Below are 25,396 nucleotides of genomic sequence, written 5' to 3' on the forward strand. Positions count from 1 at the left end.
CGGACGGTCACGCTGCCGGGGGACAATGCCGGTTAAACAAGGCTGCCCGGCCGGAGTTGCGTGTTTCAATCTCCGGCCGGGCAGCGTTGACCTTACTTACGTGCGAATGCCTGCTTGAGCAGTGCGTCCTGCTCGGCCGCGTGGCGCTTCATCGATCCTGCCGCGGTGGAAGCCGAGGCGGGGCGGGAAACGAGGCGGACCCGGCGGTCCAGCGCGTCCGGAAGGTTGAGGCCGATGAACGGCCACGGGCCCTGGTTGGCGGGCTCATCCTGCGCCCAGACCACGTCGGCGTTCGGGTACTTCGCCAGCTCCGCGGCAATCTCGGCGGCGGGCAGCGGGTACAGCTGCTCGACGCGGACGATCGCCGTGGTCTTGTCGCCGGTCTTCTGCCGGGTGGACAGCAGATCGTAGTACAGGCGGCCGGAGACCAGCAGGACACGCTCGACGGCGTCGGCCTGCAGTTCCTCGTGCTCGGGGATGACCGTCCGGAAGGTGCCGGTGGTGAAGTCCTCCACGGACGAGGCAGCGGCCTTGAGGCGGAGCAGCTGCTTCGGGGTGAAGATGATGAGCGGCTTGCGCGGCCGGCTGTAAGCCTGGCGCCGCAGCAGGTGGAAGTGCGACGCCGACGTGGTGGGGTTGGCCACGATCATGTTTTCTTCGGCGCACATCTGCAGGAAGCGCTCGATCCGGGCGGAGGAGTGGTCCGGTCCCTGGCCCTCGTAGCCGTGCGGCAGCATCAGCACGAGCGAGGAACGCTGGCCCCACTTCTGCTCGGCCGAGGAGATGAACTCGTCGATGATGGTCTGCGCGCCGTTGACGAAGTCACCGAACTGCGCTTCCCAGAGCACCAGGGCATCGGGCCGTTCCACCGAGTAGCCGTATTCGAAGCCCATGGCCGCGTATTCCGACAGCAGGGAGTCGTAGATCCACAGCTTGGCCTGGTCATCGGAGAGGTGTGCCAGGGGCAGCCACTCGTCGCCGTTGGCGCGGTCGTGGAAGACGGCGTGACGCTGCACAAAGGTGCCGCGGCGCGAGTCCTGGCCGGCGAGCCGGACGGGAACGCCTTCCATAATGAGCGAACCGAAGGCGGCCAGTTCGCCGAAGCCCCAGTCGATGCCGCCTTCGCGGGACATGACTTCGCGCTTCTCCAGCAGCTGCTTGAGCTTGGCGTGGACCGTGAAGCCTTCGGGGATGTCGACGTGCGCCTTGCCGATGCGCGCCAGTGTCTCGGCGGAAATTGCCGTCGACGCCGGGGCGTTGATGCCGGAATCGGACTGCTGGGCCAACGGACGCTCCAGATCGGACACCGCGGCGGAATCCGCCTTGATGATCGGAATCGGGGAGGTCTGCGCCGCATGGGTCTCGGCGAAGACGCGCTCCAGGCGTTCCTGGTAGTCGCGCAGCAGCTGCTCCGCCTCTTCCTCGGTGATGTCACCGCGGCCGATCAGGGACTCGGTGTACAGCTTGCGGACCGAGCGCTTGGCCTCGATCAGGTTGTACATCAGGGGCTGGGTCATCGAGGGGTCGTCGCCCTCGTTGTGGCCGCGTCGGCGGTAGCAGACCATGTCGATGACAACGTCCTTGTGGAACCGCTGGCGGAACTCGTAGGCGAGCTGACCGATGCGGACCACGGCCTCCGGGTCATCGCCGTTCACGTGGAACACCGGCGCCTGGATCATCTTGGCGACGTCCGTGGAGTAGGTGGACGACCGTGACGAGGACGGCGCGGTGGTGAAGCCGACCTGGTTGTTGACCACGATGTGGATGGTGCCGCCGGTGCGGTATCCGCGCAGCTGGGAGAGGTTGAGCGTCTCCGCCACCACACCCTGGCCGGCGAAAGCGGCGTCGCCGTGCACCATTATCGGCAGCACGGGGAAGGCTTCGCCCTGGTCCAGGCGGTCCTGCTTGGCGCGGACGATGCCTTCGAGGACGGAGTCCACGGCTTCGAGGTGCGACGGGTTGGCAGCGAGGTAGACCTTGGTCTCCTTGCCGTTGTCCGAGGTGAACGTGCCCTCGGTGCCGAGGTGGTACTTCACGTCGCCGGAACCCTGCACGGAGCGCGGATCTTGGGTACCTTCGAATTCCCGGAAAACCTGGGCGTAGGTCTTCCCGGCAATGTTCGTGAGCACGTTAAGGCGGCCGCGGTGGGCCATGCCGATCGCGACCTCGTCGAGTTCGTCGTCGGCCGCATCGGAGATGATGGCGTCCAGCAGCGGGATGAGGGACTCACCGCCCTCGAGCGAGAAGCGCTTTTGGCCGACGAACTTGGTCTGCAGGAACGTCTCGAAGGCCTCGGCGGCGTTGAGCTTGGAGACGATGCGCAGCTGTTCGTCGCGGCTCGGCTTGGAGTACGGGTGCTCCAGCTGGTCCTGGAACCACTTGCGCTCTTCCGGATCCTGGATGTGCATGTATTCAATGCCCGTGGTGCGGCAGTAAGCGTCACGGAGCACGCCGAGGATGTCGCGGAATGCCAACATGGGCTTGCCGCCAAAGCCGCCGGTTGGCCACTCGCGGTCCAAGTCCCACAGCGTCAGGCCGTACGTCAGGACGTCGAGGTCCGGGTGCTTGCGCTGGACGTACTCGAGCGGATCGGTGTCCGCCATGAGGTGGCCGCGGACGCGGTAGGCGTGGATGAGCTGCTGGATTCGGGCGACCTTGTTGATCTCGTCCGCCGGGTCCACCTGCAGGTCAGGGCTCCACCGGACGGGCTCGTAGGGGATCCGCAGGGACTCGAAGATCTCGTCGTAGAAGTTCTGCGCGCCCAGCAGGAGCTGGTGCACGAGCTTCAGGAACTCGCCGCTGCCGGCACCCTGGATGACGCGGTGGTCATAGGTGGAGGTCAGGGTGAGGACCTTGCTGATGGCGTTGTGCGCGATGATCTTCGCGCTGGCACCCTGGAACTCGGCCGGGTAGTCCAGCGCGCCGACGCCGATGATGGCGGCCTGGCCCTTGGACAGGCGCGGCACGGAGTGCACGGTTCCGATGCCGCCGGGGTTGGTCAGCGACACCGTGGTGCCGGAGTGGTCGTCCGCGGTCAGCTTGCCGGCGCGGGCCCGCTTGATCAGGTCCTCGTAGGTGTGCCAGAACTCGGAGAAGTTGAGGGTCTCCGCCTTCTTGATGTTCGGGACCATCAGCAGGCGGGTGCCGTCGGGCTTGGGCATGTCGATGGCGATGCCGAAGTTCACGTGCGCCGGCTGGACCGCCACCGGCTTGCCGTCCACCTCGTCGTAGTAGACGTTCATCGAGGGGAACTGGGCGAGGGCGCGGATGACGGCGTAGCCGATCAGGTGCGTGAAGGAGACCTTGCCGCCACGGGCGCGGGCAAGGTTGGAGTTGATGACCACGCGGTTGTCGATCAGCAGCTTTGCGGGGATGGCGCGCACGCTGGTGGCGGTCGGAACCTCCAGGCTGGTGATCATGTTGGTGGCGATCGCCTTGGCCGGGCCGCGGAGGACGGAGACGACGTCTTCCTCGGGGGCGGTCGGGGCCTTGATGTTCTTGGGCAGCTGGGCCGGGATCGGCTGGGTGCCGGGGCCGGCTTCCGAAGTCTTGGCGCCGTCGCGGGCGACGGTGGCCGGGGCCTTCTTGACGGCGGGGGCGGGGGCCGCTGCAGCCGGGGCGGGCGCGGCCGGCTGCGCCGCTGGCTGCGCTGCTGGCTCAGCAGCCGGAGCTACAACGGGAAGTTCGCGGGTGGCGGGGTGCGCAACAGCCGCTGCGCCCGAGGCTCCGTTGGTGGAGGAACTGTCACCGGCGTCGAAGGATTCGAACAAAGGCCACCACTTGGCATCCACCGTGTTCTTGTCCTGCTGATAACGCTCGTACAGTTCGTCAACGAGCCACTCGTTTCCGCCAAATTCCTCTGGTAGACGGTGGCTAGGCTGCTCTGGCACTTGAATTACGCCTCTTCCATGAGTTTGATTCCCACTGGCTTCACGGTGCCTCAGCACAACAGTTGAACCAGTCTCCGCGTCCAGTGAACCCAGACCCATGCCAGTCTAGTGACGATTCTTGCCAAACCGCCAATAAGGGTGACTCAAATCATCAAGTCGGCTCAAAGCACCCGCGCGGCACGTCATCCGGGCCCCGGAGGGCAGCCGCCGGAGGGCCCGCAAGACCCGCCGTCACCGCGCCGGGCGGGTGCCGCGGCCGTTCGACGGCTCGCTAGAATCACCCTGAGAACCCGATGAGTACCGGAATGCTTATTTTGCTTACTTTAAGGAGCAGCCGTGCGTTTCCTGACCGACCCCACCACCGACCTGACCTATTCGGACCTCTTCCTGGTTCCGTCCCGTTCCGACGTCACGTCCCGGCTGGACGTGGACCTGGCCGCGGACGACGGGACCGGCTCCGCGATCCCCTTGGTCGCCGCCAACATGACGGCGGTGACCGGCAAACGCATGGCCGAGACGATGGCCCGGCGCGGCGGGCTGGCGGTGCTGCCGCAGGACGTGCCGCTGGACGTGATCCGCGACGTGACGGCCTGGATCAAGACCCGCCACCCCGTCCTGGAGACGCCGGTGACGCTGTCGCCCACCAGCACGGTCATTGACGCCCTGCACCTGATGGGCAAACGTCCGCACGGGGCCATCATGGTGGTTGACGACTCGGGTGCCGTCGCCGGCATCATCCGGGCGTCCGACTGCGAGGGCCAGGACCGTTTCGCCTCGCTGGCGTCCGTCATGCGCCACCAGCCCCTGGTGCTGGATGCGGCATCGCTGGACGGGGCCCTGCCGGACGGCACACCCGACGGCGCGCCCGACGGCGGGTCCGGGGCCGGCCTGCGCCGCGCGTTCGACGCGATGGACGCTGCCGGAACGGACTTTGCGCCCGTGCAGCGGGACGGTGTCCTGGCCGGCGTCCTCACACGCAAGGGCGCCCTGCGCTCCACGCTGTACCGGCCTTCGCTGGACGCTGACGGCAGGCTCAAGGTGGCGGCCGCCGTCGGGATCAACGGCGATGTCGCCGGGCGGGCCACGGAGCTCCTCGCCGCCGGGGTCAACGTCCTGGTCCTCGACACCGCTCACGGCCACCAGCAGAAAATGTTTGAGGCCCTCGCGGCCGTCAAGGGCCTCAACCCCGGCGTCCCCGTGGTGGCAGGCAACGTGGTCACCGCGGATGCGACCCGCGAACTCATCCAGGCCGGGGCGGACATCGTCAAGGTCGGTGTTGGCCCCGGCGCCATGTGCACCACCCGCATGATGACCGCCGTGGGCCGGCCGCAGTTCTCCGCCGTGCTCGAGTGCTCGGCCGCGGCGCGGGCGGCCGGGGGCCGGGTCTGGGCCGACGGCGGTGTCCGCTACCCGCGCGACGTTGCCCTGGCGCTGGCGGCCGGGGCAAGCCAGGTGATGATCGGCTCCTGGTTCGCCGGCACGCACGAAAGCCCGGGGGACCTGCAGCAGGATGCTGGCGGGCGGCAGTACAAGGAAAGCTTCGGCATGGCATCCGCCCGGGCCGTGCAGAACCGCAACCAGCGCGAGGGCGCCTTCGAAAAGGACCGCAAGGCCCTCTTCGAGGAAGGCATCTCCACGTCCCGGATGTTCATCGATCCGGTGCGGCCCGGCGTCGAGGACCTGCTGGACATGATCACGGCCGGGCTCCGCAGTTCCATGAGCTACGCCGGCGCCGCAGACCTTGCGCAGTTCCGGGAACGCGCCGTGGCGGGGATCCAGTCCGCGGCCGGTTACGAGGAAGGCCGCCCGGTCCCGCAAAGCTGGTGAGGGGCTGCCGGCAGACGGGGCCGCAGCCGGCCGCCGTCGGACGCCGCGCTTGTAGTGACACGACGGCGGCCGTGCCCGGCGCTCCTGTAGACTGACATTCTTATGGACAGTAAATCTAGGTGCCGGCCTGGGGGCTGTCAGCGGGGAACGGAAACCCTTCCCGCGCAGTCCACCCGAAGAGCCGGCAAACCCCGTTCACGCGCCCATCACTCTCCGGCGGCACACCGGCCCCTTATTTTCCAGGAAAGCCGTGCCTCCCAGGAAGCCAGTGCCTACAAAGATCAAGGGTCGGCCCCGGCCGACCACCCTCCGCCAGGCACTTTCCAGAAGAAGAGCATCTTCCCCAAGCAGCCACTCCTGGCAGCTCCGAAAGCGGGCCGCTAAATGGAGTGGCTCCTTCTCGGTGCAGGCCTGCTGCTCATCCTCGGAACCGGCTTCTTCGTAGCCGTTGAATTCTCGCTGGTTGCCCTTGACCAGGCGACGGTCCAGCGGGCCGTTGATGACGGCGACAGTGCCGCCGTCCCCCTGCTCAAATGCCTCAAGTCCCTGTCCACGCAGCTCTCCAGCTGCCAACTGGGCATCACCATCACAACCCTGCTCACCGGCTACGTCATGGAACCGTCGGTCGGCGCGCTGCTCGAAGGCCCGCTGGCCGCCCTGGGGCTGCCTGAAGCCGCTATTTCCTCGGTGTCGCTGATCCTTGCGATGGCGTTCGCGACTCTCCTGTCCATGCTGATCGGCGAGCTGGTGCCGAAGAACATGGCCATTGCGCTGTCCTTCCAGGTCGGCAAGGCTTTGGCCCGCCCGCAGCTGATCTTCACGGCCATCTTCAAACCCGCCATCGTGGTGCTCAACGGCTTCTCCAACAAGGTGCTCAACATCTTCGGCCTCGAGGCCAAGGAAGAGATTTCGGGGGCGCGGACTCCGGCCGAGCTGGCGTCCCTCGTGCGCCGTTCGGCGGCGATGGGGACCCTCGACGCCGGCACCGCCAACTTCATCGCCCGGACGCTCAAGTTCTCGGGCCGGACAGCAGCGGATGTCATGACGCCCCGCATCCGGGTTGAGACCATCGACGGCGACCAACCGGTGTCCGACATTGTGGAGGCCGCACGCCGCACCGGCTATTCGCGGTTCCCGGTGATCGGGGAATCCTCGGACGATATCCGCGGCGTGGTGCACATCAAGAAGGCCATCGCGGTTCCATCGGACCGGCGCGCCAAGCTGGAAGCCGGTGCCATCATGACCGATGTGCTCCGGGTCCCCGAAACCATCCACCTCGACGCCCTGCTGGCGGAATTGCGCGAAGGAAACCTGCAGCTGGCCGTGGTCCTGGACGAGTACGGCGGAACCGCCGGCATCGCCACCCTGGAGGACCTGGTCGAGGAAATCGTTGGCGAAGTGGCCGATGAACACGACAAGGTCCGGCCCGGCCTGCTGCAGAGCGCTTCCGGCGACTGGTATTTCCCGGGCCTGCTCCGCCCGGACGAACTCTCCGAACAGATCCCGGGCCTGACCGTGCCCGACGAGTCTGCCTACGAAACGGTGGGAGGCTACGTCATGAGCAAGTTGGGCCGGATCGCCGCGGTGGGGGACACCGTGGACGTCCATGGCGGCACCCTGGCCGTCACCCGGATGGACGGGCGCAGGATCGACCGGATCTGCTTCAAACCCGTTCGGGTACACCACGATGAGCGCTCCAACGGCCAGGTCGGTGCCGCATGAGTGACTGGGCAGGAATCCTCTGGCTTGTTGTCCTGCTGCTGGGCAACGCCTTCTTCGTTGGCGCCGAGTTTGCGGTCATGTCCGCTCGCCGGAGCCAGATCGAGCCTCTCGCCGAGGCAGGCTCCAAGCGCGCGCAAACCACCCTGCGGGCGATGGAAAACGTTTCCCTCATGCTGGCCTGCGCCCAGTTGGGCATTACCGTTTGTTCGCTGCTGATCCTGCAGGTCGCGGAACCGGCCATCCACCACCTGATGGTGGTGCCGCTGGAGGCAGTCGGCGTTCCGGCCGAGGTCGCGGACGTTGCGGCGTTCGCCGTGGCCCTGTTGCTGGTCACGTTCCTGCACGTCACGATCGGCGAGATGGTGCCGAAGAACATTTCGGTCTCCGTGGCGGACAAGGCAGCACTGCTGCTGGCCCCGCCGCTGATGTTCATCGCCCGGCTGGTGAAGCCGGTGATTGTGGCGCTCAACTGGTCCGCGAACCACATCCTGAAACTGATGCGGATCGAGCCCAAGGATGAAGTCACCTCCTCCTTCACGCTCGAAGAAGTCCAGTCGATCGTGCAGGAATCCACCCGCCACGGGCTGGTGGACGACGACGCCGGACTCATTACCGGTGCGCTGGAGTTCTCCGAACACACGGCGTCGCGCGTGATGGTGCCGTTGGACAAGCTGGTGATGATGAAGTCAGCCACCACACCGGTGGAATTTGAAAAGGCCGTGAGCCGGACCGGGTTCTCGCGCTTCCCGATGCTGGACGATGACGGAATGCTCTCCGGCTACCTCCACATCAAGGATGTGCTCTCCATTCCGGATGCGGCGTACCACCAGCCGATCGCCGAGAGCCACATCCGGTCCCTGGCGAACCTGTCCATGGACGACGAAATCGAGAAGGCCATGTCCGTGATGCAGCGGACCGGATCGCACCTGGCCCGCGTGATCGGCCCGGACGGCAACACCCAGGGCGTGCTGTTCCTCGAGGATGTCATCGAGGAGCTCGTCGGCGAGATCAGGGACGCCACGCAGGCCACCGGTTACCGCAGGCTCGGGCAGGACCAGTAGCAGCGTTCAGGCTCGGAGGTAGCCCTAAATAGGAATCATTCCTATTTAGGGCTACACTCAAAGCTGTTGCTATTGCTCCTGATTCTCAATAACAGATCCGAGGTTTCCCGTGCGTCGTCCTGCTGCCCATGCCATCGTTGCCGCTTTTGCCGGCCTGAGCGTGCTCCTGACGGCCTGCGGTCCGACGTCGGAGAACCCCGGGGGAAGCGCCGACGACGGCATTGTCGACGTCGTCGCCTCCACCAGTGTTTACGGGGACATCGTCGGCACCATCGGCGGCGACAAGGTGCGTGTCAGCTCCATCATCAATCGGACCAGCCAGGACCCGCACTCCTACGAGGCGACCACCCAGGACAAGCTGGCGGTGTCCAAGGCAGAGCTGCTGGTGGAAAACGGCGGCGGCTATGACGATTTCATCCACAAGCTGGCCGAAGACACGGGGCTCGACGAGGGCAGCGTCCTGAACGCCGTGGAAGTTTCCGGGCTGGCCCCGGCAGAAACTCCCGGCGCATCCGCCGGAGCTGACGGCCACGGCCACGGCCACGAACATGCGGGATTCAACGAGCACGTCTGGTACAGCCTGCCGGCCATGGCCCGGCTGGCTGACGCCGTCGCGGCCAAGCTGGGCGAGCTTGAACCCTCCTCCGCCGGGACGTTCCGCAGCAATGCCGAGGCCTTCAAGGAGTCGCTCGGCGGCCTCGAAGCAAAGCTGGCGGGCATCAAGGCCTCGGCCGGCGCGGCGCCTGTCGCCGTGACGGAACCGGTGCCGCTCTACCTGCTCGAGGCCGCCGGCCTGGACAACCAGACCCCGGATGAGTACACCGCGGCGATCGAAGAAGACACCGACGTTCCGCCGGCAGTCCTGCAGGCGACCACCGACCTTATGAAGTCGGGCCGGATCAGGCTCCTTGCCTACAACCAGCAGACCGAAGGCCCGCAAACGGTCGACGTCAAGGATGCGGCAACTGCTGCCGGCGTCCCGGTGGTGAATTTCAGCGAGACCCTGCCGGAGGGTAAGACCTACCTGCAGTGGATGACCGGGAATGTCGACAACATTGGCAAGGCACTGGCCTAAGATTAGCGGGACAGTGTGGGCCGACCGCCCCGCGAGGTAGACCCGTCGGACGGACCAGCGCAAACCAGCCAGACACTCCAGCCGGACACCCCAGGCGCAGCGCGCGAGCCGCGGTTTGCGCAGAATTCGAGGAAACCCAAGTTGACACCCGTAGTGAGCCTCCGTGGAGCCTCCCTGGCGTTCGGCAAGCGCACTCTGTGGGAGGGCCTTGATCTGGACATCAATGCGGGTGAATTTTTCGCTGTCCTTGGCCCCAACGGCAGCGGCAAAACAACCTTCCTCAAGGTTCTGCTGGGCCTGCAGGAGCTGAGTTCCGGTTCAGCCACGCTTGCCGGCCGGCCCGTGGAGCGGGGCAGCCGGGGGATCGGCTATGTCCCGCAGCAGAAGTCCTTCGACCCTGACACGCCGCTGCGCGCCCGCGACCTCGTGGGCCTCGGCGTCGACGGCCACCGCTGGGGCGTGCGGCTGGGCGGCGCGAAAGTTAACCGCAGAATCGATGAACTGCTCGAGCTCGTAGGAGCCGCCGAATACGCAAAGGTTCCCGTGGGCCAGCTCTCCGGCGGGGAGCAACAGCGGTTGCGGGTGGCCCAGGCTCTGGCTGCCGACCCCAAGGTGCTGCTCTGCGACGAACCCCTGCTGTCCCTCGACCTGCAGCACCAGCAGGCGGTCAGTGCCCTGATCAACAAGCAGTGCCACGACCGGGACAGCGCCGTGGTCTTCGTCACGCACGAGATCAACCCGATCATGGACTATGTTGACCGGGTCCTGTACTTGGCCGGCGGACGGTTCCGGGTGGGGCCTCCGGAGGAGGTCATGACCACTGAGGTGCTGTCCGACCTCTATGGCAGCCACGTCGAAGTGATCAACGCCAACGGGCGCCTGATCGTCGTCGGGCTCCCCGACGCCACGACTCATCACCACGAGGACGCCCACGCAGTGGCGGGGGAGATGGGCTAGATGGACCTGGACAACCTGCTCAACTCAATCTTCAATTTCGAAAACTACGGCGAACTCCTCGTGCTGGTCCAGAACTCCCTCTGGGCGGGCGCGGTGCTGGGCCTGCTCGGCGGGCTGATAGGAACATTCGTGATGAAGCGTGACCTGGCCTTCGCCGTGCACGGGATCTCTGAACTTTCATTCGCCGGTGCGGCCTTCGCCCTGCTGATCGGGGCGGACATTGTCCTGGGCTCGCTGGCAGGGTCCGTCGTGGCGGCGCTGCTGCTGGGCCTGCTGGGCGTCCGTGCCCGGGACAAGAACTCGATCATCGGCGTCATCATGCCGTTCGGCCTGGGCCTGGGCATCCTGTTCCTGTCGCTGTACGAGGGGCGGGCTGCCAACAAGTTTGGCCTGCTCACCGGGCAGATCGTCTCGGTCGGCACCGTCCAGCTGCAGGTGCTGGCGGTGGCCGCCGTCGTTGTGATGATCGCCCTGGTGGCGATCTGGCGTCCGCTGACCTTTGCCAGCGTGGACCCCGACGTGGCGTCGGCCCGCGGCGTGCCCGTGCGGGCCTTGGCCATCGGGTTCATGCTGCTGCTCGGCGTCAGCGTGGCGCTCTCCATCCAGATTGTCGGCGCCCTGCTGGTGCTGGCGCTGCTGATCACTCCCGCTGCGGCCGCCATGCGGGTGACGTCGTCGCCGCGGCTGGTGGTGATCCTGAGCGTCGTGTTCGCCGTGACGGCGACGGTGGGCGGTATCCTGCTGGCCCTCGGCGGCCGGATCCCGATCAGTCCGTACGTGACCACGCTGTCCTTCCTTATCTATGTCGTGTGCCGGGTGATCGGCGGCGTACGTGCCCGGCGCGGGTTGAACGGCCGGGTGCTGAGTGATTCGGCGGTGCCGGCGGCCTAAGACGCCGCAGCCCGGGAACCCAAAGTGTGCATCACTGCAAGTATGCATTTGTGCAATCGTTGCACTCGTGCAATTATTTAGCCCATGATTGAAGACGTGTCGATGCCCCTGCGTGCGCGCAAAAAGGCTGAGACCTGGATGGCCCTCCACGAGGCGGCCGCGTCGCTTGCCCTGCAACACGGTGTCGAACAGACCACGGTAGAGGCCATCGCGGCCAGTGCCGGTGTGTCCCCGCGAACGTTCTTCAACTATTTCCAGGCGAAGGAAGACGCCATCCTTGGCCTGCGTGAGCCCGTACTGGAAGCCTCGCTGCTCGCCGAAATCTCCGTCACCGCCGATGATCTAGTGGGCCAGGTGTCGCGTCTGCTGATGACCGTTGCCTGGACGGCAATCGGAGGCACAGACCGCGCGCGGCGCCGCCAGCTGATTGCCCGGTATCCCCATCTGGGCCGCCGGCATATGGACTACATGGTGAAAGCCGAGACGCTTGTCTGCCAGGGGCTCGCCGGCCTGTTGGCGGAGGATTCCGACTGGGCGGACGGCGTCGAAGGCTTCGGCCCCGGGGAGTCCGCACGCATGGTGGTCATGATCGCCGGCGTCCCCATCCGCTTCAAACTCACTTCCGCCGATTTCGACCCCGTCGAGGGGATCTCCGCGGAAACGCTCCAACCGTCGTTGGCCCTACTTCACCATTTACTAAGGAAACTCTCATGACCATGCAAGCTGTCCCCGTCACGGGACCGGCCGGGGAAAAGCAGCACATGGTGCTGATGTTCGTGGGCCTGATGCTCTCGATGCTTCTGGCGGCACTGAACCAGACCGTGCTCAGTACGGCACTGCCCACCATCGTGGGAGAACTCCATGGCGTCAGCGACATGCTGTGGGTCATCACCGCCTTTATTCTCGCGTCCACCATCACCATGCCCATCTACGGCAAACTCGGCGACCTCATGGGACGCAAAGCCCTGCTGATCGCCGCGATCATCCTGTTCATGATCGGTTCCGTCATCGGCGGCATGGCCAACGACATGGGTGTGCTCATCACCGCCCGCGTGGTCCAGGGCCTCGGCGGCGGCGGTCTGATGATCCTCTCCCAGGCCGTCATCGCGGACGTCGTGCCGCCCCGCGAACGCGGTAAATACATGGGGATGATGGGTGGCGTCTTCGCCATCGCCTCGGTCGCCGGCCCGCTGCTGGGCGGTTGGTTCACTGAAGGTCCCGGCTGGCGCTGGGTGTTCTGGATCAATATCCCCCTCGGCCTGCTGGCCCTGGCCGGAGCCGTCTTCTTCCTGAAGCTGCCCAAGCACCGCGGCAAACCGCGCCTGGACCTCGGCGGCATGGTGCTGCTCGCGATCGCAACGACCTGCCTCGTGCTGTTCGCGACCTGGGGTGGCGGCAAGTACGAATGGAATGATCCGATCATCCTGGGCCTCATCGCCGGCACGATTGCCAGTGCGGTTGCCTTCGTCCTGGTGGAGCGGCGCACAGCCGAGCCGATCATTCCGCTGCACCTGTTCAAGGACCTCAACTTCAACCTCTCGACCATTGCCGGGCTGCTGATCGGCGTGGCCATGTTCGGCGCGATCGGCTACCTGCCCACTTATCTGCAGATGGCCTTCAGCGTCAACGCCACCGAATCGGGGCTGCTGATGATCCCGATGATGGGCGCCCTGCTGGTCGCCTCCGTCGTGTCCGGGCAGCTGGTCAGCCGCACAGGCCGCTACAAGTGGATGCCAATTGCCGGCGGCGTCCTGGTCGCGATCGCCTTGGTGCTGCTCTCCACCCTCAAGCCGGAAGCGCCGCTCTGGGAAATTTGCGCCTACTTGGCCGTGATGGGGCTGGGGCTGGGCCTGAGTATGCAGATCATGGTGCTGATCGTGCAGAACTCCTTCCCACTGCGCGAAGTCGGGACCGCAACGGCGTCGAACAACTTCTTCCGGCAGATCGGGGCCACCCTGGGCTCCGCGGTGGTGGGTAGCCTCTTTGCGAGCCGGTTGGCCGAGCTGCTCGCCGAGCGCCTGCCGGCCGCGGCAACCGGGGGAGGCGCTCCGGGCGGATCGAACTCACTGACTCCGGCAGTGGTCAGCCAGCTGCCGGCGCCAATCAAGGACGCCATCATCTCCTCCTACAACGACGCGCTGACGCCCATCTTCGTCTGGATGGTGCCGCTTGCGCTGGCGGCCGCGGTGCTGATGTGCTTCGTCAAGCAGAAGCCGCTGGCCACCGCCATCGAGCACGATGTTCTGTCCGAATCCATTGCGGAGGGCAACATCCTGATTACGGCCGACGACGCCGACGACGAGGCTCTCGTTTCGGCCCCGGGGTCCAAGAGCTAGGCGGTATTCCGGGCCGTGCACTCCGGGCACAGCCCGAATATCTCGACGGTGTGCTCCACTGCGGTGAAGCCGTGCTCGGTTGCCGTTCGCGCGGCCCAGGACTCCACCGCGGGTGCCTCGACTTCGACGGCCTTGCCGCAGCTGCGGCACAGCAAATGGTGATGATGGCCGGTGACGGCGCAGCGGCGGTACACGGCCTCGCCGTCGGTATTCCGGAGGACGTCCACCAGGCCGTCATCAGCGAGGGACTGCAGAATCCGGTAGGAGGTGGCGAGGGACACCGACGTGCCGCGCTCCTGCAGGATGCGGTGCAGCTCCTGGGTGCTGACGAAGTCGGTCAGCTCGTCCAGGACCGCGCTGACCGCAACGCGCTGCTTGGTGACACGCTGTTCTTTGGCCGCGGCGGGAGGCGCGGCCGTTGTCCGGCTGCCGTTGGCTGTGGCGCCCTGGGACATCGTGGAACTCGCTTCAGTGGTGGGCTTGATAAGGGGTTGTGGCAAGGTCCCAGATTACCAGCCGGCACGTGGACAGCGCTTTGCTAGAACCCTAGGCTGGCCGGATGATGCTGACCAAATTCACGCATGCCTGTGTCCGACTGGAGAAGGACGGCAAGGCGCTGGTGTTCGATCCGGGGAACTTCTCGGAGACGGACCTGGCCCTCGCCGGCGCCGATGCCGTGCTGATCACGCATGAGCATCCCGACCACATCGACGCCGACGCCGTCACCGCCGCCCTGTTGGCCGATGATGCGCTGCAGCTCTTTGCCCCGGCCGGGGTCGCGGCGCAACTGCGGGAGAAAGCACCCGACGCCGGTCACCGGGTCCATGCGGTGGCCCCGGGCGAGGACTTCGAGGCGGCCGGATTCTCCATCCGGACTTTTGGCGGACAGCACGCGGTGATCCATCCGCAGATCCCGGTGGTGGCCAATATCGGCTATTTCGTCGACGCCAACGTCTACCACCCCGGCGATTCCTTCACAGTTCCCGACGGCGTGACCGTGCGGACGCTGCTGGTGCCGATCCACGCACCTTGGAACAAGGTGGGGGAGGTAGTGGACTTCGTGATCGGTGTCCGCGCCCCCAAGGCCTTCCCGATCCACGACGCCCTGCTCAATGAGAACGGGCGCGGCCTGGTGGAAGGGCATGTGACCCGGTTCGGCGCCAGGTACGGGACCGAATACCGGCACCTGTCCAGCGGAGACACCGTGGAGGTATAGGAGCGCACCCGGTTAGGCGGGCCATGTCCCGCTGGCGAAGAAATCCCGGATGGTCGCTTCATGCGGTTCGGGATCCAGGCCCTGGGACCGCAGCCAGTCCGGGTTGTAGTAGTTGCCGGCGTAGCGGTCACCGCCGTCGCACATCAGCGATACCACGCTGCCGCGGCGGCCCTCGGCGATCATCCCGGCGATGAGCTGCCAGACGCCCCACAGGTTGGTGCCGGTAGAGGGGCCGGCGTGCAGGCCGGCGTAGTCCTTGAGATGGCGCATGGCCGCTACCGAGGCAGCGTCCGGGACCGGGACCATATGGTCAATGACGGCCGGGACAAAGCTGGGTTCCAGCCGCGCCCGGCCGATACCCTCGATCCGCGAGGGCATGCCGCTGGCACCCGGGGCCGCGTGAGTTGTGGCTCCCGTCCGGCGGCTCTCCAGCCAGCCGGGGTAGAACGCGGAGTTCTCCGGATCCACCACTGCGAGCTCCGTGTTGTGGCGGTGGTACCGGAGGTAGCGGCCGATGGTGGCACTGGTGCCGCCGGTGCCGGCGCCCACGACGATCCAGCGCGGAATCGGGTGCTCCTCAAGGGCAAGCTGTCCGAAAATCGATTCGGCGATGTTGTTGTTGCCGCGCCAGTCCGTAGCCCGCTCGGCATAGGTGAACTGGTCCATGTAGTGGCCGTTGGTGCGCCGGGCGAGGTCTCCGGCGGCCTCATAGACCTCTGAAGCGTGGTCCACGAGCAGGCACGAGCCGCCGAACTGCTCGATCAGGGCGATCTTCTCCCGGCTGGTGCTCCGGGCCATCACCGCAATGAACGGCAGCCCGAGCAATTCGGCGAAATAGGCTTCCGACACGGCCGTGCTGCCGCTGGATGCCTCCACGATGGTCGTGCCTTCCGAGATCCAGCCGTTGACCAGTCCAAAAAGGAACAGGGAGCGGGCCAGCCGGTGCTTCAGGCTGCCAGTCCGGTGCGTGGACTCGTCCTTGAGGTACAGCTGGACGCCCCAGTGTTCCGGAAGGGGGACGGAGTACAAATGCGTGTCCGCGGACCGGTTGTTCTCGGCGTTGATTCTCCGGATGGCCTCGTCGGCCCAGACCCTGTCCTGCTGTCGTTCTCTGATCACCGCACCAGCCTACCGGCGGGGGCAGGTTCCGCATCGATAGAGTGGGCGGATGAAGACCCTCATGGACGTTGTCACCTTGAAGGACCGGCTGGATGCCGCCGGCACGGCTGGCCCACGGACGGTGTTGCTCGATGTGCGGTGGGCGCTCGGGGACCCGCACGGCCGGGAGCACTACCTCGCGGAGCACCTCCCCGGCGCCGTCTTCGTGGACCTCGCCACTGAACTCGCCGGCCCGGCGGACCCCAGCCGCGGCCGCCACCCGCTCCCTACCCTGGAACAGTTCCAGGCGTCAGCGCGTGCCTGGGGCATCCGCGGCGGAGACGTCGTGGTGACCTATGACGACAGTGGCAATCTGGCCGCCGCGAGGCTCTGGTGGATGCTGCGGAATGCGGGTTTTCCGAAGGTCTACCTGCTCGACGGCGGTCTCGCCGCCTGGCGAGGCGAGGGCTTCGACGTCGAAAGCGGCGAGCGGCAGGCGGAACCTGGCGACGTTGAGTTGACTGACGACGCCCTGACAGGTGCCGCCCTGACAGGAGACGCGCTGACGGGAGGAGCCCTGACGGGAGGCGCCCTGCCCGTGATCGACGCCGGACAGGCTGCCGCGTGGGGCCGGCGCGGGCTGTTGCTGGACGCCCGGGCGGGGGAGCGCTACCGCGGCGAGTTCGAACCAGTGGACCCGCGGGCGGGCCACATCCCGGGGGCCGTGAGCGCCCCGACGACGGCGAACGTTGGTGTGGACGGCAGGTTCCTCTCACCGGAGGCGTTGCGCGAACGCTTTACGAGTCTCGGAGTGCGCGCCGATGTCCCCACCGCCGTCTACTGCGGATCCGGCGTCACGGCGGCCCACGAAATTGCGGCCCTGGAAATCGCCGGATTCCCTGCCGCTCTCTATCCCGGGTCGTTCTCCGAGTGGTCTAATAACGACGCCAACGAAGTCGTGACCGGGGCTGCGCCGTATCCGGACGGGGCAGGAGCCGCAACTGATCCGGATGAGGCCGCTGCACCATAGAGGCGCCGCCCGTTCTTCGGAAGGTCCTGTGAACCGCCCACCCCGATTGGTAGGACGCTTCGTGTGATCCAAGGCCTTCGGGCGCAGCCTCCGGAATGACGGCTCGCTCATGCGGCCGGAAACTCTGCCAGTCGTGCGCGTTTGAGGGTTTTGGCGCGGTGTCTAAGTTTGCGGCGGTGGTGGTTGGTGTCGGTGGCCGCGGCTGTGTTTGGCAGCGGTGGCGAGCCGGTCAGTTGGGTGCCCGGCAGCGGGGGTGCAGTGGATTGGTAGGTGTGGCCGGTGGGGGTCCGGATCTGGAGGGTGTGTCTGGGGCCGGGCCGGGGCCGGACACTCCATCCGGGGTTTTCTTTGGTGTGGTTGCAGGCTTCGCAGAGGGGTGGGTCCGCTGCGGTGCCAGGGGATGATGTGGTCGATGTGGCGGATGGGTGCGTCGCAGTACGGGGTCCGGCAGGTGTCGTCCCGGGCCTGGATGAGGCGGCGGAGTCCGGGCGGGAAGAGCCGGGCGCGGGAGTCCATGGAGGTGAGTTCGCCGGTGCCGGGGGCGGTGTAGAGCCGCCGCAGCCAGACGGTGAAGGCTTTGTCCACGTCCGTCTCCCTGCCCGCGGTTCGCGCGCGGGTGGCTTGTTCTCCATGTTGGAGGAGGTCCCGGGCCCAGCCGGCGGGGACGATGCCGTAGCCGGGGAGGCGGGCGGGTTCGCTGTCGCCTTGGNGCGCGCGGGTGGCTTGTTCTCCATGTTGGAGGAGGTCCCGGGCCCAGCCGGCGGGGACGATGCCGTAGCCGGGGAGGCGGGCGGGTTCGCTGTCGCCTTGGAGGAGGGTGCGGTCGGTCATGACGAGTTGGAGTTCGATGCCGGTGATCCCGCCGGGGGTGCCGGTGATGCGTTCGACCAGGGCGTCGGCTTTGAGCTGCCCGAGGGTCCTCGGGTCTCCGGCGGCGCGGGCGGTGTCGGCGTGACGGGTGAGGGCGGCCTGCACGGCGACGCCGGCGGAGACGGGCAGCAGCGCGGTGACGTAGCACATGGTGTCCGGGGCCGGGCGGAGGGTCACGGTCCGTTCGGTCGCGGCGTGGGCAGCGCGCTTGGTGACGGTGCGCGGGTCCCGCCGGTAGGCCGCGGCCCGGGCCGCGGCGATGATGCGCCGGTCTCCGGCGCCGTCGAACGTTCCCGTGTCCGCGGCGAGCTCCTCATCGACGGCGGCCCGGTCCGCCGCGGACAGGCCCGCGGTTTCCTTCACAATCAGGGTGGCGCGCCATTCGTTGATCTGCCCGGCCTCCAGCCCCGCCAAAGTGTGGGGCATTTCGGTGACCAGGGCTTTGGCCAGGCCGAGGAGCCGGCCGCCTTTGGCCGGGGATTCGCGCCGGGCCAGGGCGATCTGCACGGCGACCCCGGCCCCGAGCTGGTCCGCGGGCATCCCGGCGGCGGCCTGTTCACGGCGCTGGGCCAGGTCAAAAGCGACGGACAGGCGGGCCTGCCGGGCGGACAGGGCAGATTTCTGGTCCTCGAGTTCACGGATCTGGTCGATCAGCGCAGCACTCTCACTGCCCGTGGCCGCGCCGGCGACGTCACGGGCCGTGTCAGCGGCCGTGCTGTCTGTCGATGCTTCTGAAACCCCGCCGGGCTTCTGCTCGCCGTCCATAAAACCAACGTACCGGGCACCACCGACAACCAATGGAAGCCCCCGGAACGGGCCGGTCGGCCCGACGCCCTCTGACACTAAACCGAGCGTGCGTCCGCGTGCTCGGGCGGCCAGACCACGGCGAAGCGCTCAAACACGATCTCGTCGTCTTCTGACCATTCACGCCCGGCGGCGGCGGAGACCCGCGTCCAGTATCGGCGGTGTTCACGCTGCCAACTTTCCAGCGTCATGTCGTCTTCGCCCTCATCACGAGCGAAGGCGCTGTCAGCGCTCGTGAAGGGGCCGATGCGGAGTTCCCTGCTGCGGATGATGATGCGGGGCAGCCCATCGCCGTCGCAGGCAATCCAGTGGGATCCGATCCGGGGCACCTGGTCGCCGCGGGCGATGAAGTCCGCGACGAGTTCCGCCGTCGCGCGTTTCCTTCCGCTGAGAACAATACCGAGGAGATCGTTGGCGAGCCGTTTCGAATCACCGAAGTGCTCCACGGTGTATTCGGGGGACGCGGCAACGGCTTCGGGATGCGCGGCGGCGTAAGCGCCCCACATGCGGTCAGCTGCCTGGACATCGGCTGCGGTGACTGGTTGAGATTCCACGTCACTATCGTCGCAGGCACGGAACGAAAGCCCTCGTTCTGATTGGCCAACTCCCGCCGCCCGGGTTAGCGTCAAGTCATGACTCCTGGACGCCCCGTACCGCCGCCCCTCGCCAAGCCGCTGCCCGATCTGTCCGCGGACGCCGCCGACACCGAAGGCGCCACAGGCACCGCGGACGTAACGGGAACGCCGGGCCCCCGCCTTGCCGCCGCCTACGGTGCCACAGCCAGCGACAGCGGCCTGGTTCCGCTGACGGTGGCGCGCCGCTCGCCGAAAGAGGACGACGTCGAGATCGCCATCGAGTTCTGCGGGCTCTGCCACTCGGACGTCCACGCCACCCGCGGTGAGTGGGGAAGCCAGAACTACCCGCTGGTCCCGGGCCACGAAATCGTCGGCCGGGTCAGCCGGGTGGGCTCCGCCGTCGACGACTTCACCCTTGGTGAGCTGGTCGGCGTCGGCTGCCTGGTGGATTCCTGCCGCGAATGCGACAGCTGCCTCGACGGCCTGGAGCAGTACTGCGAAAACGGCATGACCGGGACTTACGGCGCCAAGGACCGCCGGAACGGCGACGCCATCACGCAGGGCGGCTACGCCACCTCCGTTGTCGTCGACCGCCGCTACGTGCTGCACGTCCCGGAAAGCCTTGATCCCGCCGCGGCCGCGCCGCTGCTGTGCGCCGGCGTCACAACCTACTCTCCGCTGCGCCACTTCGACGTCGAGGAGGGCGACGTCGTCGGCGTCGTCGGCCTGGGCGGGCTGGGCCATATGGCCGTGAAGCTGGCCAAGGCCATGGGCGCCGAAGTGAAGGTCTTCACCACGTCGGAGTCCAAATTCGCCGCAGCCCGCGAACTCGGCGCGGACGAGGTCATCCTGTCCCGGGACGAGGCCGCGATGGACGCCGCGAACCGGAGCATCGACGTCATCATCGACACCGTCGCCGCGCCCCACGACCTCAACCCGTACTTCCGCACCCTGCGGGTGGACGGTGCCCTCTTCCAGCTCGGGCTGCCCTCGGAAAAGATGCCCCCGGTGAACCCCGGCGCGCTGATCCGGCGCCGCATCGCGTACGCCGGGTCGCTGATCGGCGGCATCGCCGAGACCCAGCAAATGCTGGACTTTTGTGCCGAGCACGGCGTCACCTCGGACGTTGAGGTGGTGAGGGCGGACCAGCTCAATGACGCCTACGACCGCATGGTGGCCGGAGACGTGAAGTACCGTTTTGTCCTGGACACCAGTACCCTCGGAACACCCTCGGAAAGGGCAGACGCATGAGCACTCTCTTCACCAGGATCATCAACGGCGAAATCCCCGGCCGCTTCGTCTGGCGGGAGGACGACGTCGTGGCGTTCCTGACGGTTGGTCCGCTCGCCGACGGCCACACCCTCGTGGTTCCCACCGAGGAAGTGGACCGGTGGACGGACGCGTCGCCCGAACTGCTGGCCCGCGTGATGCAGGTGGCGCAGAAGATCGGTGCCGTGCAGGTCGGCGTGTTCGGCGCGGCACGTGCCGGCCTCATCGTGGCCGGCTACGAGATCAACCACCTGCACGTGCACGTGTGGCCGTCCAACACGATGGCGGACTTTGACTTCGGTTCGGCGGACCAGCACCCTGATCCGGCACGGCTGGACGCCAACGCGGAGAAGCTCCGCGAAGGCCTCCGGAACGCCGGGCACGCGGCCCACGTTCCGGAGGCCTGAGGCCCGCTACGCCGGCGCCAGCGCCTTGTTGAGCACCGCGCGGATCCGCTTCTCGGAAACTGAATACGCCGTTCCGAGTTCGACGGCGAAGAGGCTCACCCGGAGCTCCTCGATCATCCAGCGGACCTGGGTTAACTCGGCGCCGGCCCGCCGGCCCGGGATAAGCGCCGACACGGCGTCGTCGTAGTCGTCCTCCAGGGCCTGGACCGCGGCCATGTGCTGCCCATCCCGCTGGACGTTCGTCGGGAGCTTCTCCATGCGCTTCTCGATCGCGGCGAGATAACGCGGGAGCTGGCTGAGCTGGCTGTAGCCCGCGCGTGCCACAAAACCGGGGAACACGAGCTGCTCCAGCTGGCTCTTGATGTCGTTGAGGGCGCTGATCAGGGCCAGGCTGCTGGTTCCCTTGAGGGCCTTCTCGATCCGGCGGGTGCTGGCGAGGATGCGCTCCACGACCGCGGTGACGGTGAAGACCGTGTCGATCAGCTCGGCGCGGACCTTCTCGTAGAGTGCAGTGAAGGACGCCTCGTCCCACGGCAGTTCGGCCGGGGTGAGCTTGTCGATGGCGGCGAGGGCGCAGTCCGCGATCAGAGCCGTGACCGAGCCGTGCGGGTTCTGGCTGAAGGTCAGCTTCTCGGTGTTGTTCAGGTGCTCCAGGACGTAGCGGTCAGGCGGCGGCACCTTCAGGGCGAGCAGGCGGATAACTCCGCCGCGCATGGCCTGCTCCTGTTCGGAACTGGTCTGGAAGAGCCGGAGGGCCACGGACGTTCCCTCGTCCACGAGCGCCGGATAGCCGGTGACGGTGTGCCCTTTCACCGTGCCCTTGACCTGGCGCTGCAGCGTTCCGAAGGACCAGGAGGTCAGCCCCGACTTCTCGGCGAACCCGGTCGAGGCCGCCGACGCAGCCGCCGCGGAAGCTGCTGAGCTTGGTGCCGCACCGGCCCCGGCGGACTTCCCGCCGGACCTGCCGTTCGACGCGGGCGCCGTCGTCGCGGGCGTGGCGCCCAGCGACTCGGCGATCGCCCGGCGCGTGGCCGGTGCCAGCCTTTCCTGCAGCGCCGTCAGGTCCTTGCCCTCGTCCAGCACCTTCCCCCGGGAGTCCACGACGCGGAAACTGACCCGCAGGTGCGGCGGAACGGCCTCCCAGTTCCAGGAATTCGGCGGGATGACCTGGCCCCGGAGCCGGCGCAGCACCAGCTCGAGGGAGGCCTCCAGTTCGTCGGTGGCCGGATCAAAGTCGGCTTGCAAGGCCGCGACGGCCTGCCGGGCGACGTCCGGGGCCGGCACGAAGTTCTTGCGCACCTGCTTGGGTAGCGATTTGATCAGGGCGGTGACCAGCTCCACCCGCTGGCCGGGAATCAGCCAGCGGAAGGCCGCGTCGTCGAGCTGGTTCAAGAACAGCACGGGCACCTCGGCGGTGACGCCGTCGGACGGATTGGGCGGCGATCCGGGGGCCACGGGATGGAACTCGTAGCTCAGCGGCAGCTCAAATCCCTTGTGCAGCATGGCTTGCGGGTAGGCCGAGTCGTCCAGGGCGTCGGCGTCTTCGCTGATCAGCAGCGCCTGGTCGAAATCGAGCAGGGCGGGGTCCTGCTGCCGCGCGTCCTTCCACCACTTGTCGAAGTGCCGCTCGGACACAACGTCCTTGCCGATCCGGGCGTCATAGAACTCGAAGAGCGTCTCGTCGTCCACCAGGATGTCCCGGCGCCGCATCCGTGCCTCGAGTTCCTCGACCTCGTGGAGCAAGGCCCGGTTGCGGTGGAAGAACTTGTGGTGGGTCTGCCAGTCGCCCTCCACCAGGGCATGCCTGATGAACAGCTCGCGGCAGAGTTCCGGATCCACCCTTCCGTAGTTGATCCGGCGGCTCGGGATGATGGGAACGCCGTACAGCGTCACCTTCTCATGGGCCATCACCGAGCCCATTTTCTTGGACCAGTGCGGTTCGCTGTAGCTGCGCTTGACCAGATCCGGCGCCACCTGCTCAACCCACAGCGGGTCGAACTTCGCCGCCACGCGGGCCCACAGCCGGCTGGTCTCCACCAGTTCCGCGGCCATAACGAAGGTGGGGGACTTCTTGAACAGGGCCGAGCCGGGGAAGATCGCGAAGCGGCTGCCGCGGGCGCCGGCGTATTCACGCTTGCGCTCATCGAGGATGCCCACGTGGCTCAGCAGGCCGGAGAGCAGGCTGATGTGGATGCCCTCATGGTTGCCCACGGGATCGGCCAGGCGCTTGTTGTCCAGGCTGATGCCAAGCGGCCGGGCCAGCTGGCGCAGTTGGGCGAAGAGGTCCTGCCACTCGCGGACGCGCAGGTAGTTGATGAACTCGGCTCGGCAGAGCCGGCGGAAGGCCGTGGAGGAGAGCTCCTGCTGCTTCTCCTGGAGGTAGTTCCAGAGGTTCAGGAAGCCGGTGAAGTCAGAATTCTCGTCCCGGAAACGCGCGTGCTTCTCCGCGGCGAGCTGCTGCTTGTCGGTGGGACGCTCGCGCGGGTCCTGGATGGTCAGCGCGGCGGCGAGGATCATGACCTCGCGAACACACCCGCGCTTGCCGGACTCGACGATCATCCGGCCGAGCCTCGGGTCCACGGGCAGCTGGGCGAGCTGCTGCCCGACGGCGGTCAACCCGCCGCCGTTTCTGCCTGCAGCGCCCGCCGGCCGGCGGCCGGTGCGTCCGTCGCCGTCGCCCGTTTCTTCCTGCGGGCGCGCAGCGCTCAGGGCGCCCAGCTCGCGCAGGAGGGTGACGCCGTCGTTGATGGCGCGGGAGTCCGGGGGCTCCACGAACGGGAAGTTCTCCACGTCCTTCGGCCCGCGGGCCACGCCCATTGCGGTCATCTGCAGGATGACGGCGGCGAGGTTGGTGCGCAGGATCTCCGGATCGGTGAACAGCGGCCGGGACTCGAAGTCCTCCTCCGAGTACAGCCGTATCGCGATGCCGTCGGAGACGCGGCCGCAACGGCCCGAGCGCTGGTTGGCCGAGGCCTGCGAGACGCGCTCGATCGGCAGGCGCTGGACCTTGGTGCGGTGTGAATAGCGGGAGATGCGCGCGGTGCCGGTGTCGATGACGTATTTGATGCCGGGGACCGTCAGCGAGGTCTCGGCGACGTTGGTGGCGAGGACAATCCGTCGCTTGTTGCCGGGGTGGAAGACCTTGTGCTGTTCCTGCAGGCTGAGCCGGGCGAAGAGGGGGAGTACCTCCGTGCCGGCCAGTCTCCGGTTGGACTGGATCCTGCCGTTGAGCGCCTCGGCGGCGTCGCGGATTTCGCGTTCGCCGGAGAAGAAGATCAGGATGTCGCCGGGCGCTTCCTGCGCGAGCTCGTCGACGGCGTCGCACACGGCGTCCAGCGGATCGCGGTCCTCCTCCAGTTCGTCCTCGGAGGCGGCCACGTCATCGTCACCGGGGGCCCCGCCGGCCGGCTGGGACAGCGGGCGGTAGCGGATCTCGACCGGGTAGGTGCGGCCGGAAACCTCGATGATCGGCGAGGGCTCTTCCTCGCTGCCGAAGTGCCTGGCGAACCGCTGCGGGTCGATGGTGGCGGAGGTGATGATGATCTTCAGGTCCGGCCGCTGCGGCAGGATCCGCTTGAGGTATCCGAGGATGAAGTCGATGTTGAGGCTGCGTTCATGCGCCTCGTCGATGATGATGGCGTTGTACTTCCGCAGCAGTTTGTCCCGCTGGATCTCGGCCAGCAGGATGCCGTCGGTCATGAGCTTGACCTTGGTGTTGCGGCTGACCTCCCCGGTGAACCGGACCTGGAAGCCCACCTCCTGGCCGATGTCGACGCCGAGTTCCTCCGCGATGCGTTCGGCGACCGTACGGGCGGCCAGCCGGCGCGGCTGCGTGTGGCCGATGAGGCCGTTCTCGCCGAGGCCAAGCTCCAGGCACATCTTGGGAATCTGGGTCGTCTTACCGGAACCGGTCTCGCCGGCGATGATGGTCACCTGGTTGGCCGCGATGGCGGCCATCAGGTCCTCGCGGCGCTCGGAGACCGGCAGCTCGGCGGGGTAGGAGATATGCAGTGTCATGGCTGCACACAGTCTACTGGGAACTGTCCCGGTGGCGGTTCCGCGGCAATCCTCCCGGCAGGGAAGTGCCCGGTCCCTGGCGGGGCCGGGCAGCGGGGGCGGGTTTGTTTCTTGGGTAAGCGTTCCGTTGGGTGCGGCGCGATCCGGCTGCAGGGCCGGATCAGAAAATCCGGAAGGTGTAGTTGCTGCTGGGGAGGTCCAGTGCGGACCAGTAGTCCTCCGAGCGGACCGGGGGGTTGTGGCCCAGGCCGTCCTTGCGGAGGGCTGCGACGGTGGCGGCGACGCCGACGACGATGAGGACGATGAGTGCGATTCCGATGAGTTCCATACCTCCATGGTTCTCCGGTGGCA

General features: G+C 67.1%; 18 protein-coding genes and 2 pseudogenes. 12 read left to right on the forward strand and 8 right to left on the reverse strand.

What is annotated here, in order from left to right:
* Nucleotides 1-92: 92 nt before the first annotated feature.
* On the reverse strand, nt 93-3,890 hold the full coding sequence (locus ASE96_RS03575) for a multifunctional oxoglutarate decarboxylase/oxoglutarate dehydrogenase thiamine pyrophosphate-binding subunit/dihydrolipoyllysine-residue succinyltransferase subunit (protein ID WP_056425998.1): 3,798 nt from the start codon (nt 3,888-3,890) through the stop codon (nt 93-95).
* Between the two features lie 336 nt (nt 3,891-4,226).
* Between ASE96_RS03575 and ASE96_RS03580 the strand changes: the two genes are divergently transcribed.
* The 8 genes from ASE96_RS03580 to ASE96_RS03615 all read left to right on the forward strand — a co-directional run bounded on the left by ASE96_RS03580 (nt 4,227) and on the right by ASE96_RS03615 (nt 13,759).
* Entirely contained in the window at nt 4,227-5,717 is a 1,491-nt protein-coding gene (locus tag ASE96_RS03580) for a GuaB1 family IMP dehydrogenase-related protein (RefSeq protein ID WP_056426000.1), read from the forward strand.
* A 384-nt stretch (nt 5,718-6,101) separates the two neighbouring features.
* On the forward strand, nt 6,102-7,439 hold the full coding sequence (locus ASE96_RS03585; protein WP_056426003.1) for a hemolysin family protein: 1,338 nt from the start codon (nt 6,102-6,104) through the stop codon (nt 7,437-7,439).
* The gene (locus ASE96_RS03590) at nt 7,436-8,500 is read left to right on the forward strand and encodes a hemolysin family protein (RefSeq protein WP_056426007.1); all 1,065 of its coding nucleotides are present in this window, start codon (nt 7,436-7,438) and stop codon (nt 8,498-8,500) included. The genes ASE96_RS03585 and ASE96_RS03590 overlap by 4 nt, the downstream gene beginning before the upstream one ends.
* Before the next feature lie 109 nt (nt 8,501-8,609).
* A complete protein-coding gene (locus tag ASE96_RS03595) occupies nt 8,610-9,575 on the forward strand; it encodes a metal ABC transporter solute-binding protein, Zn/Mn family (protein WP_056426011.1) in 966 nt (321 codons plus the stop codon).
* 141 nt (nt 9,576-9,716) lie between these two features.
* Nucleotides 9,717-10,532, forward strand: coding sequence for a metal ABC transporter ATP-binding protein (locus tag ASE96_RS03600; RefSeq protein WP_200912975.1), 816 nt, complete (start codon nt 9,717-9,719; stop codon nt 10,530-10,532).
* Nucleotides 10,533-11,423: a metal ABC transporter permease gene (locus tag ASE96_RS03605; RefSeq protein ID WP_056426017.1), complete on the forward strand. Its 891-nt coding sequence runs from the start codon at nt 10,533-10,535 to the stop codon at nt 11,421-11,423.
* A gap of 84 nt (nt 11,424-11,507) precedes the next feature.
* The gene (locus ASE96_RS03610; protein WP_082492546.1) at nt 11,508-12,137 is read left to right on the forward strand and encodes a TetR/AcrR family transcriptional regulator; all 630 of its coding nucleotides are present in this window, start codon (nt 11,508-11,510) and stop codon (nt 12,135-12,137) included.
* Nucleotides 12,134-13,759 (forward strand): MDR family MFS transporter, encoded by a 1,626-nt coding sequence (locus ASE96_RS03615; protein WP_056426022.1) that lies wholly within the window; start codon nt 12,134-12,136, stop codon nt 13,757-13,759. Before ASE96_RS03610 ends, ASE96_RS03615 begins: the two co-directional genes overlap by 4 nt.
* Here ASE96_RS03615 and ASE96_RS03620 read toward each other — a convergent pair.
* On the reverse strand, nt 13,756-14,214 hold the full coding sequence (locus ASE96_RS03620) for a Fur family transcriptional regulator (protein ID WP_056426025.1): 459 nt from the start codon (nt 14,212-14,214) through the stop codon (nt 13,756-13,758). The two genes, ASE96_RS03615 and ASE96_RS03620, sit on opposite strands and share 4 nt — an antisense overlap.
* Nucleotides 14,215-14,318: 104 nt before the next feature.
* On the opposite strand from ASE96_RS03620, the gene ASE96_RS03625 reads away from it, so the two are divergent.
* Nucleotides 14,319-14,975 carry an MBL fold metallo-hydrolase gene (locus ASE96_RS03625; protein ID WP_056426027.1) on the forward strand — a complete coding sequence of 219 codons (657 nt, stop codon included), beginning with the start codon at nt 14,319-14,321 and terminating at the stop codon, nt 14,973-14,975.
* Nucleotides 14,976-14,987: 12 nt separating this feature from the next.
* On the opposite strand, the gene ASE96_RS03630 is transcribed toward ASE96_RS03625, so the two are convergent.
* Nucleotides 14,988-16,094, reverse strand: coding sequence for a PLP-dependent cysteine synthase family protein (locus ASE96_RS03630; protein WP_056426031.1), 1,107 nt, complete (start codon nt 16,092-16,094; stop codon nt 14,988-14,990).
* A 49-nt stretch (nt 16,095-16,143) separates the two neighbouring features.
* Here ASE96_RS03630 and ASE96_RS03635 point away from each other — a divergent pair, with 49 nt between their 5' ends.
* Nucleotides 16,144-17,103, forward strand: a complete 960-nt coding sequence (locus ASE96_RS03635; protein WP_056426033.1) for a sulfurtransferase — start codon at nt 16,144-16,146, stop codon at nt 17,101-17,103.
* Nucleotides 17,104-17,210: 107 nt separating this feature from the next.
* Here ASE96_RS03635 and ASE96_RS19460 read toward each other — a convergent pair.
* The 3 genes and pseudogenes from ASE96_RS19460 to ASE96_RS03645 all read right to left on the reverse strand — a co-directional run.
* A pseudogene (locus ASE96_RS19460) lies at nt 17,211-17,812 on the reverse strand (HNH endonuclease); the annotation flags it as partial.
* 1 nt (nt 17,813) lies between these two features.
* Nucleotides 17,814-18,738 (reverse strand): annotated as a pseudogene (locus tag ASE96_RS19465) (DUF222 domain-containing protein); the annotation flags it as partial.
* A 77-nt stretch (nt 18,739-18,815) separates the two neighbouring features.
* Nucleotides 18,816-19,283: an ASCH domain-containing protein gene (locus tag ASE96_RS03645; RefSeq protein WP_056426036.1), complete on the reverse strand. Its 468-nt coding sequence runs from the start codon at nt 19,281-19,283 to the stop codon at nt 18,816-18,818.
* Nucleotides 19,284-19,409: 126 nt separating this feature from the next.
* On the opposite strand from ASE96_RS03645, the gene ASE96_RS03650 reads away from it, so the two are divergent.
* Nucleotides 19,410-20,603: an NAD(P)-dependent alcohol dehydrogenase gene (locus ASE96_RS03650; protein WP_056426039.1), complete on the forward strand. Its 1,194-nt coding sequence runs from the start codon at nt 19,410-19,412 to the stop codon at nt 20,601-20,603.
* Nucleotides 20,600-21,028, forward strand: coding sequence for an HIT family protein (locus tag ASE96_RS03655; protein ID WP_056426042.1), 429 nt, complete (start codon nt 20,600-20,602; stop codon nt 21,026-21,028). The genes ASE96_RS03650 and ASE96_RS03655 overlap by 4 nt, the downstream gene beginning before the upstream one ends.
* 6 nt (nt 21,029-21,034) lie before the next feature.
* On the opposite strand, the gene hrpA is transcribed toward ASE96_RS03655, so the two are convergent.
* Nucleotides 21,035-25,045, reverse strand: coding sequence for an ATP-dependent RNA helicase HrpA (gene hrpA / locus ASE96_RS03660; RefSeq protein WP_056426045.1), 4,011 nt, complete (start codon nt 25,043-25,045; stop codon nt 21,035-21,037).
* 160 nt (nt 25,046-25,205) lie between these two features.
* Nucleotides 25,206-25,373, reverse strand: a complete 168-nt coding sequence (locus ASE96_RS19345) for a hypothetical protein (RefSeq protein ID WP_200912976.1) — start codon at nt 25,371-25,373, stop codon at nt 25,206-25,208.
* Between the last annotated feature and the right edge of the window lie 23 nt (nt 25,374-25,396).

It is taken from the genome of Arthrobacter sp. Leaf69 (genome assembly GCF_001422645.1).
GTDB lineage: Bacteria > Actinomycetota > Actinomycetes > Actinomycetales > Micrococcaceae > Arthrobacter.

Excerpts from the sequence above, each read along its gene's own strand:
- hrpA (WP_056426045.1), bottom strand. The coding sequence starts at position 25,045 with ATGACACTGCATATCTCCTACCCCGCCGAGCTGCCGGTCTCCGAGCGC.
- ASE96_RS03620 (WP_056426025.1), bottom strand. The coding sequence starts at position 14,214 with ATGTCCCAGGGCGCCACAGCCAACGGCAGCCGGACAACGGCCGCGCCT.
- ASE96_RS03650 (WP_056426039.1), top strand. The coding sequence starts at position 19,410 with ATGACTCCTGGACGCCCCGTACCGCCGCCCCTCGCCAAGCCGCTGCCC.
- ASE96_RS03635 (WP_056426033.1), top strand. The coding sequence starts at position 16,144 with ATGAAGACCCTCATGGACGTTGTCACCTTGAAGGACCGGCTGGATGCC.
- ASE96_RS03645 (WP_056426036.1), bottom strand. The coding sequence starts at position 19,283 with ATGTGGGGCGCTTACGCCGCCGCGCATCCCGAAGCCGTTGCCGCGTCC.
- ASE96_RS03655 (WP_056426042.1), top strand. The coding sequence starts at position 20,600 with ATGAGCACTCTCTTCACCAGGATCATCAACGGCGAAATCCCCGGCCGC.
- ASE96_RS03585 (WP_056426003.1), top strand. The coding sequence starts at position 6,102 with ATGGAGTGGCTCCTTCTCGGTGCAGGCCTGCTGCTCATCCTCGGAACC.
- ASE96_RS19345 (WP_200912976.1), bottom strand. The coding sequence starts at position 25,373 with ATGGAACTCATCGGAATCGCACTCATCGTCCTCATCGTCGTCGGCGTC.
- ASE96_RS03625 (WP_056426027.1), top strand. The coding sequence starts at position 14,319 with ATGATGCTGACCAAATTCACGCATGCCTGTGTCCGACTGGAGAAGGAC.
- ASE96_RS03615 (WP_056426022.1), top strand. The coding sequence starts at position 12,134 with ATGACCATGCAAGCTGTCCCCGTCACGGGACCGGCCGGGGAAAAGCAG.
- ASE96_RS03590 (WP_056426007.1), top strand. The coding sequence starts at position 7,436 with ATGAGTGACTGGGCAGGAATCCTCTGGCTTGTTGTCCTGCTGCTGGGC.
- ASE96_RS03605 (WP_056426017.1), top strand. The coding sequence starts at position 10,533 with ATGGACCTGGACAACCTGCTCAACTCAATCTTCAATTTCGAAAACTAC.
- ASE96_RS03610 (WP_082492546.1), top strand. The coding sequence starts at position 11,508 with ATGATTGAAGACGTGTCGATGCCCCTGCGTGCGCGCAAAAAGGCTGAG.